Here is a 12925-nt window from a genome sequence, read left to right as displayed (position 1 = left end):
ATGCACCCGGCTCACCGACCGGCCCGGCACACGCCGCCCAGTGCCCGTCAGCTCCGCTGCTGGGGCCGGGTGTTGTCGGGGTGTCAGCTGCCGATGAGGCTGGCGATAGGGCCGAACAGGCCGGTGAGTGCGATGGCCTTGACCGGGTCGGTCTGGGTCTGCGTGGTGGGCTTCCCGGCGGTGAGGGTCCAGGTCTGACCGGGGCCGCCCTTGCTCTTGCCGACCGGGTATCCGCCGTCGTCAGTCCAGTAGGTTCGATGGGGGCCGGCGGCGCATGGCGTCATCGTGCCGCAGCAGGGCCGGAGACTAGCTCTGACGGCCCCGCTGTGCCTCTCGGATGGATGACGCTCCGGATCGCGTACCGGGCCGGATCTGCCCGGTCCGGACGTAACCCGCCGGGATTCAAGATCGTTGGCTGGGCATGAACAACACCAAGCGCGTACTTGCTGCTCTTGCCCTCGCGGGGGCCGCCCTGTCGTTCACGGGAACCGCGATGGCCAGTCAGGGTGACAGCCGCGGCAACATCGGGAGCGTCTCACGGGACGAGTCGTTCAACTTCAACGCTCAGAGCTTCGGTGACTCGGTGAACAACGGGATCGGCAACGTGATCACCCCAGTCGCAGACCTCCAAGGGTCAGGCAACGAGTTCGCCTAGAGGTCGTTCCCCTGGGGCCCGGCCCCGTACACCCGCCCCGGTGTCCGGCGGGTTCGGTCTCGTGCGCCCGTATGTGCTGCTGAGGGCATGGCCGGTGTGCCCCCACCGGCGTTTGAGGGGTGCCTGGATGAGGCCCTGTCACCCGAGAGATGAGGACAGTGATGTTCAAAAGGATCAAGTTGACCCGGCGCACGGCCGCGGCGGTCTTGGCGGTGTCCGCTGCGGTGTTGGTGTGCTCCCAGGCGGCGTCTGCGGCGAGCGGCAACTGGTACTTCGCTTCCACTACCGACACTCTCACGCCGGGCTCGAACTACGCGTGGACGCCTGTGGTCTCGTGCGGCCAGGGCCCATGCAGTTACAGCACGGGCTGGCGCCTTCAGGTCAGCGCCTTGAACGGGGCCGGTTTCCTCACCGAGGAGGGCTCCTCCCTCACCCTGGTCAAGGGCACCAGCGGCGCCTGGGTGGGCAGCTGCGTCCTGGACGGTTCCACCCGGATGCTGTGCGCTCCGAGCGGCAGCGGATCCATCGCAAGCGGGGACGATCTCCGCATCGACGGGAACCTCATTCTGCAGAGCCCGGCCACCTCCTGCACCGCTTCTGCTGACGCCACCTGGTACGAAGACGTCCCCGACAGGAAGCCGGCCGACGGAACCTCGGACGACTGGCTGACCCTGTACACGAGCGGCCGCTGCGCGTAGGCCAGCTCCCACCATCGGGCTGTCGGCGCTCTCGCGGGCCCATGCTCGCGAGAGGCCGCCCGCGTGGTTCCAACGGCCCGTCACGACGCCGCCGGGACCGGCCTCTCCCATCCGGCCCCCGGCTCTTGGTCCTCGGCGGCTTCGACGCCGGGGCTGCTGCGCGTGGGAGGTGTGGGGATGAGGGACGGGCGCGGCTGCGGTTGGCAGTGGCGGGTGTCAGCGCCGGGTCGTCGACCCTCGCGCGTGCATGTCACCCAGGATTCCGAACGCCGTGCTTCCGATGCCGAGCGGTGGGTGGCCGTGGCTGTGGTCGGTTCCGTCCGCGTCGATTGGGCGTGCGCGGGCGAGGCCCGGTGACCAGAGCGCTCTGGCGGCAGTAGCACCGGGCCGCCCATCCGCCCATCCGCCCATCCGCCCATCCGCCCATCCGCCCAATCAACCGGTCCGGCGTCCAAGCACGCGGCTCCTCTGGTGCGCGCTCCCCTTCTCCGGGTGGCGGCCCGCTGATCACTCCTCGCCGGGATCCGGGCTCCAGACGGCCGGTCTGCCGCCGCGCCACTCGATCAGGAGCGGATCCCTCCAGGTGGACGTCGTCGGGGTCCAGGCCGGCGCGCCGCGGGAACTCCAGTAGGTCGTCGGGGGCCAGCGCGTGGCCGAGGATCTCGCCGTCGCACCGGACGCAGCGCCCGCCCTCGGCGTCGGCAGTCGGCCGCCTCCGATGCTCCGCTCGATCAGCCGCGCGGGTGAAAACCGGGCCGTGCCCAGGTTCTCCTTCCCGATGCTCTGCCTGTGTGGGCCTGCCGGCTGTGCTGGTGCTGGCCGTCTGGGGTGGGGGATCGGTGTCCGGGGTGTCGTCCCAAATGCGTATGGACTTTCTGTCCAGTCTGGACGTACAGTCCAGGTATGGGTGAAGTGGAAGAGGGCCGGGACCCTCGTATTCGGATGTGGGGGCCGGTGTGCCAGGCGGTGGCACTGCTGCTCGGTCCGTACGCCGAGGTCGTCCTGCACGATCCGCGGACCGATCGGGTTCTGGAGATCTGGAACCCGATGACGGCCCGGGGCCCGGGCGATCCTTCGCTGCTCGGCGAGCTGGACGATCTCGAACCGTCGGCACAGGATGTGTTCGGGCCGTACGAGAAGCTGCTCGTCGACGGCCGTCGGCTGACATCGGTCAGCTCGGTTCTGCGGGATGAGCAGGGCCGGCCGTCGGCGGTGCTGTGCATCAATCTCGACCGAACCCCGCTGGAACAGGCCGCCGCGGTCCTGTCCGCTTTCGGCGCCCCCACGGTGCAGCGGCCGGAGCCGTTGTTCGAGCAGGACTGGTCCGAGCGCATCCAGCACATCATCGGAAGCTACGTCCGTGAGACGGGGCGCCCCGTCGAACGCATGACCCGCCAGGACCGCCTGGCCGTTCTCGGCCGGCTGGATGAGGCCCGGGTGTTCGCGGTGCGCCGCGCCGCCCCGGTCGTCGCCGGAGCCCTGCGGGTGTCCCGTTCCACTGTCTACGGCCTGCTGGCCGAGCTCCGAGCACCGAGCGCAAAGGACTGATGCACCATGACCCGGCTGCCCGACTTCCGTCTGGAAACGTACTTCTCGCGGTGGGAGTTCACCGCCCGCCACCACCTGACCGCCTCCGATGTCCAGACCATGACGCTGGGCGAGCTCCTCTCCCTGGCCGACGACAAGGACCGCGACGCCTTCGAGAACCTGTCCCTGGGCTATACCGAGACGTTCGGTGACAGCGCCCTGCGCGAAGTGATCGCACAGACCTACGAGCACGCCGACGCCGATGACGTCCTCTGCTTCGCGGGGGCCGAGGAAGCCCTCTACCTGGCGATGAACGTCCTGCTCGACGCCGGGGACCACGCCGTGGTGGTGACGCCGAACTACCAGGCCGCCGAGACCGTGCCGCTGGCACTGTGCGAGGTCACCGGCGTAGCCCTCGACCCCGAGCGGGACTGGGCCCTGGACCTCGACGAGGTGGCGGCGGCCATACGACCCAATACCCGCCTCGTCTCGGTGAACTTCCCCAACAACCCCACCGGCAAGGTCATCGACGCGGCCGAGTTCGCCGCGCTGGCCCGCCTGTGCGACGAGCGCGGCATCCGCTTGTTCAGCGACGAGGTCTACCGCGGCCTGGAACGGGACCCGGCCCGCATCCTCCCGCAGGCCACCGATCTCTCCGAACGCGCCTTGTCGTTGAACGTGATGTCGAAGTCCCTGGGGCTGCCCGGCCTCCGGATCGGCTGGATCACCTGCCGCGACCGCGAGCTGCTCTCGCGCCTGGAGCGGGCCAAGCACTACACCACCATCTGCAACTCCGCGCCCAGCGAGGTCCTGGCCCGTATCGCGCTCAAGGCCCGCGAGCCGATCCTGCGCCGCAACCGTGCGCTCGTCGCGGCGAACCTGCCGGCGTTCGAGGCGTTCTTCGCCGAGTTCCCGGACGACTTCGCATGGCAGGCCCCGGACGGAGGGTGCGTCGCCTACCCCCGCTACCTCGGCGCTGACGGGGTGGAGGACTTCTGCACCCGTCTGGTGGAGGAAGCAGGTGTCCTGCTGCTGCCCGCCAGCATCTACCACTCCGAACTCACGGCCACCCCCACCGACCGGTTCCGCATCGGCATCGGCCGCCGCAACCCGGAAGAAGGCCTGGCCGCCTTCGCCTCGTGGATGCGAACGGGCCGATGACGACGACCCTGCCCGTCTTCAACACGGGCCCCATCGAGAAGGCCGCCACCCCCCAGATGGTCCTGGGCACCGTCCGTGACGCTCTCATCGCCCACGCCGAAGGCCGCACCAGCGTCCCGCCGCCCCTGCACATGGACTTCCCCGAAGCCAAAGGGGACTGCCATGTAAAAGCCGGCTGGATCACCGGCGCCACCGACTTCACCGTCAAGATCGCGACCGGCTTCTACGGCAACCACGGTCTCGGCCTCCGCTCCAACCACGGCCTGGTCTGCGTCATCAGCGCCCGCACCGGACAGATACGCGCCATCCTCGACGACCGCGGCATGCTGACCGCCTGGCGCACCGCTGCCGCAGGAGCACTGGTCACCCACGCCATGGCCCGGCCCACGGCCCTCACCCTGGGCCTCTTCGGAACCGGGGAGCAGGCCCTCCTCCAAGCCGTCTGGCTGGCCAAACTCCGCACCATCAGCCAGATATTTGTCCACGGCCGCAACCTGCACAACGCAGCAGCCCTGTGCGAGGAACTCCACAAGAACGGCCTCCCAGCCCGGCCCGCTTCCGCACAGCAGACTGCCGGCGCCGACATGGTCATCACCACCACACCGGCGACAGCACCCGTCCTGAACGCCGCCGACGTCCCCGAGGGCACCCACGTGACCGGCATCGGCACGGACATGCCGCACAAGAACGAGCTGCCACCGGCGCTCTTCGCCCGTGCGCAGCTCATCGCGACCGACGACCACGCCCAGTGCCTCGACCACGGCGACTTCGGCCATGCCGTCCGCGCCGGGGCCGTCGCCCCCGACAGCGACATCGCGGTCGGCCGGCTTCTCGAAACGCCCCCCGACCGCCCCGAGACGGCGATCACGGTCGCCGATCTCACCGGTGTGGGCGCCCTCGACGCGGCACTCGCCTCGGCCATCCTCGACCACCTCCTGCGGTAACAACCGCGGCCCGGACCGGCGAAGCATCGCCGACAGCGCTTACACCCCCCACCGCCAAGACCCCGCCATGCACGCCGGCACCGACATCGAAACGGCCACCGACACCCACAGCACCCCGGAACCTGCCGGTGTCGCCACCGATGGGCAGTGGACCGGCTTCTACGAGCACCTTGCCGCGCGGGCGGCCATGCGCCGGCGGCGGAGCAGCAACCAGGCGGCCGACAGGAGCGCCAGGCATACCGCGAAGAGCCACGGGACCTTCAGGAAGCCGTCGGTTCCCGAACCGCGGACGTCGTCCGCGCTCGCCGTGACGGTGAGCCGGCCCCAGCCCGCGATGGGGGCACCCGCCCAGGTCTCGGTGAGCCTGACCTTCTGCCCCGGGAGCAGCTCGGCCGGTACGTTCGCGAGCCGCCGTTCGCCGGGCCCTCCCACGACGACACCGCTGACGCGGAGGGAGACCCGAGGGGCGAGCTTGACGTTACCCGTGTTGTGCAGGGTGTAGGCAACGGTCGATTCGCGGGTGCCGGACCACGGTATCTGCGGGCTCCGCGCCGTGAACCGTACGTCCTCCACGGCCAGGCCGGGTTGTCGCGGCCCTTCGACGCGCAGATAGATCCTGGCCCCGACTCCGCGCTGGACGCCGAGGTGGGAGCCGTCGGCAGGCCGCACGCGGGTGTCGACCGCGACGAGGGCGCCCACGTGGTCGCCGGGCGAGGCGTCACGGGGGACGGTGAGGGTGACGCCGACCGTCACTGCCGAACGGGCCGGCACCGTGACGGTGTCCAGCTCGGGTTTTCCCCAGGTGCCGACGTCCCGCTGGGTCTCATCGATGCCGCGTACGGCCAGTCCGCCGTCGCGTTCCGTGTTGTGGGCGTCGGCGACGTAGAGGCGGAACGTCAGTGCTGCCGTCGTGGTGTTGGTGACGACCGCGCGGTCGGTGAGCGTCGTGCCGGGCTGTGCCGGAAGTTCGAAGGCGGCCCGCGGCGTGATCGTGGAGTCCGCGGGCCTGACCGACCACTCGCCGTTGTCCGCCGCCCCGGCCGGTGTGGGGGAAAGGGTCGTCAGCAGGAGAAGGAACAGGGCAACGAAGGCGGTGCGCATGACTCGTCAGCTTTCCGGGCGGCGCGGGCCGGACGCGTGGTGTCCGGCCCGCGGGCGCTGTCAGAGGAGGGTGAGGGAGAGGACGCCGGAGTAGCTGCCGACGGGGGTGTACTTCGGGATGTCGAGGGACACGGTGGCGTCGGCGGCGAACTCTCCGCCCGTCACGTCACCGGCGGCGGCGGAGGCCAGGGTCGCGCCGTCTTTGCCTACGACGCCCGGGCTGCCCGCAGCGCACGTACTGGGGCTGTCGCTCCGGGTGGAGCAGAGGGGAGTCCACGTCAGCCGGTTGGCCTCGATCTTCCCGCGCGGACCGGCGAAGTCGGTGACCTTGCCGGTGAGGGACCAGCCGGCCGTGCCGCCGCGGAAGTCCTTCACGGTGACGGTGCCCAGCTGTCCGGCCGAAGTGCCGCCGGTGCCGAAGTCGACAGGGGGGAGCCGGACGGGTTCCGCCGTGGTGGCCATGGTCAGTACGCCGGCTCCGACCGAGGTGGTGAGCTGCCGCTCGGCAGAACCGGGAGCAGGCGGGTCGGTCGGGTCGGTGGGATGGGTGGGATCGACCGGACCGGCGGCGGAGACCTTCCAGGCCTGAGCGGGCGAGCCGTCGCATGCCGACTGGACGATGTGGGCGCCGGCCGTGGTGGATCCGCCGCGGACGGCAAGGCATTTGCTGCTGTGCTTGGCGACGATGCGCACGTACCCGTCGGGGAGGGTCTCGAAGCGCCAGCGCTGGTTGTCCCCCCAGCCGCAGTCGTACTGCTCCACCTCGGCGCCGTCGGCGGTCGACTTGTCCGCGACGTCCAGGCACTTGCCGCTGTGCTGGGCGAGGACACGTACGAAGCCGTTGCTGTTGTCGGTGAACCGCCACTGGCCGTTCAGGGTGCCGGCGCAGGTTTCCTGGGTCACCGGCACCTGGTTGTCCGAGGAGCTGCCGGGCACGGTGGCGCAGGCGCCGTTCCCCTTGTTGGTGATCGTCTGGGGATCGCCTCCGGAGCCGGATATCCGGCCCGTCGCGGTGTCGATCGAGACCTGGGGGTACCACGGGAGGACCATGGTCGTGGCCGTGGGGAACGCCAGTGGGAGCCACACGTACGTGGAGTCGTTGACGTGTTTGGGGTCGGACCACACGCCTGCCCAGCGGTCTCCCATGTAGAGGAAGGAGGTGGTGTCGCTGCCTTCCACGGGCAGGACGAACGCCGTCTGGGAGTGGTGGCCGTCGTGGCTTCCGACGTCCTTCATGGGCGACCACGGTCCCGCCAGGCTGGTGGCGGTGGCGTACTTCTGCTGGTTGGGGTCCCAGTAGCTGGTCCCGGAGGTGAGCATGAAGTAGACGTCACCGCGCTTGAAGAGTGCCGGTGACTCGCGGTTCTGGCCCGGCCAGGGGTTGGCCACCAGGTCCTTCACCTGCGTGTAGTCGTCGGTGAGTTCGTAGATGTGCAGATCGGCGTTGTAGTTGGCGGAGGAGATCATGTAGGCCTTGCCGGCGGCCTTGTCCTCGTACACGGTGATGTCGCGGGACATGTATGCGGCGCCGGAGGCGTCCTTCGGGCGGAAGGATCCCTTCCACGTGTAGGGGCCGTCAATCGTGGGGGAGACCGCTACGGCGGCGCGGGCCTCGGCGTAGGAGTCGTCCGCCTCCTTGTGCATCCACATGACGAACTGTTTGGTCTTCTCGTTGTAGAGGACCTTGGGCCGCTCGATCACGGCGGAACGGATCTCGGGATCCGCCTCCTGTGTCAGGACGTGGCCGCGGGGCTCCCAGTTCTTCAGGTCCTTGGAGCGGTACGCCGAGACGTAGCGGAACTTGTTGTCGTCGCCGCGGTCCTCGCCGAACCAGTAGTAGTAGTCGTCGACTTTGAGTACGCCGCCGCCGTGAGCCTGCACCCCTTGCCCCGCACTGTCCGGGAACTGGGTGCCGGGCTCGGTGGTGACGGGCGCCGCCAGCCCCGTCGGCGCTCCGCCGAGAACGGGGAGGAGCAGGCTCAGGCCGACGAGGACGGATCTCACTCTTCGCATGCAGATCCTTGATGTCACCGCGCGCACGCCGGTACCCGGCACAGGGGAGTCCCGCTCCCCATGTGCACAGGAACCAACATTTCTGCGCGTGAACCAACAACTTTGAGCAGAGGCTGGCGCACGCGTCACCCGAATGTCAACAGTTCGTAAACAAATTCGACATTCCGTGCAGAGCCCACGACCGCAGCGTCACCTTCGGGGCACGGGATCCACGGGTCAGATCGTGGTCGCCAGCGGGACGGATATCTGCTTCAGCCATGCACCGGCCGCGAAGTCCCGGGCCCTGATGACCACGCGGTCACGGTGCACCTCCACCTGGAGGCCCTGGTTGAAGACGCCGGGGACCGTGCTCTCGCCCCCCTGGCCGTTGTCGGCGAAGCCGGTCTGCACCGCCCCCGTGTTGATCACCGAGAACCCGTCCAGGTTCGCCGTGCCGGGCACGACGCGCCGCACGTACCAGTCGGACAGCGACAGATCCCAGTGCGTGTGTCCGCTGAACAGGAACACGTCGCGGTAGCGTCCCAGCAGCCCGAGGAGGGCGTCCGCCTGGAGGTAGTCGCTCGTGTAGAGCTTGTTCCGCGTACCCGAGACCGTGTTCGGCAGGGGGTGGTGCGCGATCACCATGACCGGCTTGCGGCTCCCGGCCCAATGCCGCAGGCGCTCCTCCAGCCACCGCAACTGAGCTTCGCTCAGCCATACTTCGTCCCAGAGCTGGGAGTCGTGGTAGTGCATGTACCGCTCGGTGCCGATGGTGAGGACGGGTATGCCGCCGAAGGTGGTCTCGGCGTGCACGGTGCCACGCCCGGCGAACCGGTGGAAGCTGCGGAACAGGGAGTCCTCCGTGGTGCCGTTGGGCCAGGTGGCCAGGGAGAGTGTCTGTGGATCGGCGTACTTCGGGACGTAGAACTCGTGGTTGCCGAGGGCCCAGGCGATTTCGCGCGGGCGCGGGCCCCGTTCCAGTACCTGTCGGACCGCCGCGTATTCGAAGTCGTAGCCGCGCGGAGTGATGTCGCCCGCGACCGCGAGCCCCGAACCGTGCGGGGCGGTGGCCCGGATGTCCCGCAGGGCGACGGCGAAGTCGTGCAGGTCGCCCTGGATGTCGCTGATGACGTTGAACGTGGACAGAGGCGCGGCGGGGGCCTCGCCGAGTGGCTGTGCCGCGGCCGGCGACGTGTTCGCGGAGCCGAGGGCGACGGCACCGGCTGTTGCGGCGATCAGAGACCTGCGTTTCATGGGTGTGCAGTCCTTCCGACGGTATGGGGCGCGAGGGGGCCGCCCCGGGGCGAGCCGGCTCATGTTTACGCAACCAATGCGGCCGGTACGTGAATGCCCGGCAACGCTTCCCCCGACCTGGCGCGGCCGGTGACGGGCCGCAGGGTCCGCCACCGGCAGTGCGTGCCACACCGTCCGGACTACCCGCCCGCCGGGTCCGCGCGGAAGGTCCAGGACTGGTTTCGCCCCGTGTTGGGCCGGTACGTGCCGACCGGTGCGCCGTCCGAGGTGGAGGCGCCGGTGACGTCAAGGAGAGTGCCGGTCGCGCTGTTGATCAACGTGTGGTGCCCGTCTCCGGAGGTGGAAAGCATCCACTGCTGCTGCGCGGACGGTCCCGGAGGAAGCAGAGTGAGTTGGCCGTCGCCGTCGCCGTCGGCGACCGCGAGGGCTCGGCCGCTGCCCGCATTCGTCAACCGGTACGAAGTCGTGCTGCTCCAGTCGCCGGGCACCGACCTGGCGAGAGTCCACTGCTGCGCGGTGTCGGGCGGGTTCGGGGGGCGCTGGACCACTGCGCTGCCGGCTCCGGGCGGGGGGGCGGTGAGGGCCAGACCGCTGTGGTCGTTGACGAGAAGGAGGGGGCCGGCGGCGGGGGTCGCCCGCTCGGGGTCGACGTCGGACGCACCCGGTACGACGAGGGTTGTGACCGAGCGGGGGGCCAGGGTCACGGTAAGGCGCTTGCCGGTGGTGGAGACGTCGGCTTCCCGGTGGACGTTGCGGGTCGCGTCCGTGGTGTAGCGCTCCACCGGTGCGGGGGAGACGTTCCGGAAGCCGGTGAGGTCCAGGGTGATCGTCCGGGCCGAACCCGTGGGGTTGGTGTGGACCACGACCGCGCCCTGGCCACCGGGACGCACTGCGGCCAGGGTGTGGTCGTCGTCCGTGCCGATGACGCGGGAACCGGGCCGGATGAACCGGGTGTACTGGGCCATGGCCCAGTACTTCTTGTTCTTGCGCAGCGGCTCGTCGTCGGCGTCGACCGGGGTGAAGTCGGTCTGGATGAGGCCCCAGTTGGAGTCCTCGTGGGCCGGGGTCATGTTCTCGTAGTCCTCCACGGCCTGCCACAGCACCCAGGCGCGCGGTTCGAGTTGAGTGAGGTCGTCGGTGATGCGCTCGGCGAGGTCGAGGGCCGGGCTCATGTCGGTGAAGCTCTGTGGGACCGTGCCGCCGAGGTCCACCTCCGACATCCACAGAGGCTTGTGCGCGCCTTTGGCGATGTCCCGCGCCCCGCTGCGCCCGTTCGTCCCGTATGTGTGGGCGTTGAGCCGTCCGACGGCGGAGCGCACCGTACTGCCGTAACCGTCCCAGTTGGCGCGGAACATGTCCGGGTTCGTCTCGTCCATCGCCGCGATCGTGGTGCGCAGCCCCTCGCGGTCCAGCTCGGCGCGCAGCGTCATGATCATGCGGGCTTGGGATTCGGGCGCCCAGTGCGAGCCTTCCTGGAGTCCGCCCGCGCGCCAGTAGGCGGTGCCCGGCTCGTTGACGGGCGACACGGAGGCGAAGGTGACGCCCGTGCTGCTCTGTACGCGCCGCAGGGCCCCGGCCAGGTAGGCGGCGAAGCGCTCGTACTGGTCCGGGCGGAGGTTGTCGTGCATGGGGTCGACCGCGCCGGAGACGAGTCCGCTGTCGGTCATGAAATACGGCGGTGAGTTCGAGAACGCCTCGAAGGTGTCGGCGCCCCGGGCTTTGGCGGCCTCGAGCCACCAGCGCTGATTGCCGTCGGCGTGCGGGTCCCAGTGATCCGGGTTGTCCGGATCCCACCCGTCGGGCGCCTGGGGGCCGGGCCGGCTCCAGTGGCCGGGTACGGCTGCCCCGGCGCGCATGTAGGGAGCGGTCTGCGGGCCGTCGCCGCCACCGATGTTGTAGCGGGCGATGGTGAGGCCGAGTCCTTCGGTGCCGTAGAGGGCGTCGGCGAGCCGGTTGCGCTGGGCATCGGGCCAGCCGCCCGTGACGTTGGCGAACCAGGCGAGTGCGGTGCCCCATCCCTCGAACGGCGCCTGCTGGTAGGCGGGATCGAGTCGGACGGGGACCGCTGCCGGCCGGACGGGGGCGGCTGCGGCCGGAGGCGACGCCGCGCCGCCGACGAGGAGCGCGGCGACCGCCGCGAGCGAGGTGGCGAGGGCGGTGGGCATACAGCGCCGGGCGTTCCACGGGGGCCTTCTTCGGATGGCGAGCACAGCCGGTCTCCTGTCGGGAGCGGGAGCGGGAGCGGGAAGGGGGGTACGCGGGGGAGGAACGCGTGGCTGCGCCGTGCCGGTGCAGGTGCATCGAAGGGGCCGGTCCGGCCGCAGCGGCACCGGGCGCGCGAGCGGGTTCCACGCCGCGCAGCGGGATGTTTGCGTTAACATCGAGAGGTGGGGAGAGTGTCGAAGCGGTGGCTGTACATGTCAAGAGAACCGGCGAGTAGCACGAGCGCCCGCCCTTTCGGTCCGCGGCGCTAACATCCGTACGGGTGCACACGCACTCGGCTCGGAGTATGGGGTTCGGAGGTCCGGTTCACATGCCGCGCGAGGTCGGAGCAAGATCACCGAGGTCCCGTCCGCTGCGCCAGTCGCCCTCCATGGCCGATGTCGCCGCCATGGCGGGGGTCTCGTCGCAGACCGTCTCCCGCGTGGCCAACAACCGGGAGAACGTGGACGCGTCCACCCGTGAACGGGTGCTGGCCGCGATGAAGATGCTCGGGTACCGCCCCAACACGGCCGCCCGGGCGCTGGTCACCGGGCGGTTCGGCACGCTGGGCGTCATCAGTTTCGACATCAGCGCCTACGGCAACGCCAGGACCTTCGCCGCCATCTCCGACGCCGCCCGCGAAGCCGACCTGTTCGTGAACTTCATGGGGGCCCGCGCGCAGACCGGAGCCGCCGTGCGCCAGGCGTTCCAGCAACTGATGGTCCAGTCGGTGGACGGCATCATCCTCATCGAGTCGCAGATCCTGGACACCCCCGAACTTCGGCTGCCGTCCACCGTTCCCGTGGTCTTCGCCGACGGGGACACCGGCCACCGCTACGCCAACGTCGACATCGACCAGGCCGAAGGCACCCGCAGCGTCGTCGCGCACCTGCTGGGCCTCGGCCACCGAACGGTCTGGCACGTCGCGGGGCCCCGCGACTCCTACGCGGCGCGCCGCCGGGCCGAGGCGTGGCACCGCTCGCTCAAGGACGCGGGCGCCGTCGTACCACCGTTGCTCTACGGTGACTGGTCCGCGGCCTCGGGGTACCGCGCCGGACGTGAACTGGCCGGACACCCGGAAGCGACCGCGGTCTTCGCCGCCAACGACCAGATGGCCCTCGGGGTCATGCGCGCCCTGCAGGAAGCGGGCCGGCGCGTGCCGCAGGACGTGAGCGTGACCGGATTCGACGACGTGCCCGAGGCCGCGTTCTACCCCGCCCCCCTCACCACGGTCCGGCAGGACTTCGACGCCGTGGGCCGCCACTGCGTCACGCTGCTCCTCGAGCAGATCGGCGGCGGGACGGGCAGCCCGCGCCAGGCATCGGTGGCGCCGGTCCTGGTGGTGCGCGAGAGCACGGCGGCGCCGGCCGGCTGAGCGGCCGGACGCCGGG

Annotated in this window: 11 protein-coding genes; 6 read left to right on the top strand and 5 right to left on the bottom strand. The window is 70.2% G+C overall.

Annotation, left to right across the window (positions count from 1 at the left end; translation table 11 throughout):
• Positions 1-83: 83 nt before the first annotated feature.
• Positions 84-284 carry a hypothetical protein gene (locus ADK52_RS31710; RefSeq protein ID WP_053693312.1) on the bottom strand — a complete coding sequence of 67 codons (201 nt, stop codon included), beginning with the start codon at positions 282-284 and terminating at the stop codon, positions 84-86.
• Between the two features lie 137 nt (positions 285-421).
• Between ADK52_RS31710 and ADK52_RS42645 the strand changes: the two genes are divergently transcribed.
• The 5 genes from ADK52_RS42645 (at position 422) to ADK52_RS31690 (ending at position 4985) form a co-directional block, all read left to right on the top strand.
• A complete protein-coding gene (locus ADK52_RS42645; protein ID WP_119097234.1) occupies positions 422-655 on the top strand; it encodes a hypothetical protein in 234 nt (77 codons plus the stop codon).
• A 389-nt stretch (positions 656-1044) separates the two neighbouring features.
• Positions 1045-1353 (top strand): hypothetical protein, encoded by a 309-nt coding sequence (locus tag ADK52_RS42640; RefSeq protein ID WP_147420111.1) that lies wholly within the window; start codon positions 1045-1047, stop codon positions 1351-1353.
• Positions 1354-2256: 903 nt separating this feature from the next.
• On the top strand, positions 2257-2901 hold the full coding sequence (locus ADK52_RS31700) for a helix-turn-helix transcriptional regulator (RefSeq protein ID WP_053693310.1): 645 nt from the start codon (positions 2257-2259) through the stop codon (positions 2899-2901).
• A 6-nt stretch (positions 2902-2907) separates the two neighbouring features.
• Entirely contained in the window at positions 2908-4041 is a 1134-nt protein-coding gene (locus ADK52_RS31695; protein ID WP_053693309.1) for an aminotransferase class I/II-fold pyridoxal phosphate-dependent enzyme, read from the top strand.
• Positions 4038-4985, top strand: a complete 948-nt coding sequence (locus tag ADK52_RS31690) for an ornithine cyclodeaminase family protein (RefSeq protein ID WP_053693308.1) — start codon at positions 4038-4040, stop codon at positions 4983-4985. The genes ADK52_RS31695 and ADK52_RS31690 overlap by 4 nt, the downstream gene beginning before the upstream one ends.
• Positions 4986-5144: 159 nt before the next feature.
• On the opposite strand, the gene ADK52_RS31685 is transcribed toward ADK52_RS31690, so the two are convergent.
• From ADK52_RS31685 to ADK52_RS31670, 4 genes are all read right to left on the bottom strand, one after another.
• On the bottom strand, positions 5145-6086 hold the full coding sequence (locus ADK52_RS31685; protein ID WP_053693307.1) for a hypothetical protein: 942 nt from the start codon (positions 6084-6086) through the stop codon (positions 5145-5147).
• A 60-nt stretch (positions 6087-6146) separates the two neighbouring features.
• The gene (locus ADK52_RS31680) at positions 6147-8099 is read right to left on the bottom strand and encodes an RICIN domain-containing protein (protein WP_078988752.1); all 1953 of its coding nucleotides are present in this window, start codon (positions 8097-8099) and stop codon (positions 6147-6149) included.
• A 216-nt stretch (positions 8100-8315) separates the two neighbouring features.
• Positions 8316-9332, bottom strand: coding sequence for a metallophosphoesterase family protein (locus tag ADK52_RS31675; RefSeq protein WP_053693306.1), 1017 nt, complete (start codon positions 9330-9332; stop codon positions 8316-8318).
• A 179-nt stretch (positions 9333-9511) separates the two neighbouring features.
• Positions 9512-11497: an RICIN domain-containing protein gene (locus tag ADK52_RS31670; protein ID WP_063783989.1), complete on the bottom strand. Its 1986-nt coding sequence runs from the start codon at positions 11495-11497 to the stop codon at positions 9512-9514.
• Between the two features lie 428 nt (positions 11498-11925).
• Between ADK52_RS31670 and ADK52_RS31665 the strand changes: the two genes are divergently transcribed.
• Positions 11926-12909 (top strand): LacI family DNA-binding transcriptional regulator, encoded by a 984-nt coding sequence (locus tag ADK52_RS31665; RefSeq protein WP_053693304.1) that lies wholly within the window; start codon positions 11926-11928, stop codon positions 12907-12909.
• Positions 12910-12925: the final 16 nt, after the last annotated feature.

It is taken from the genome of Streptomyces sp. WM6372, from assembly GCF_001279655.1.
Classification (GTDB): Bacteria; Actinomycetota; Actinomycetes; order Streptomycetales; family Streptomycetaceae; genus Streptomyces.
This window is presented reverse-complemented; position numbering and strand designations above follow the sequence as displayed.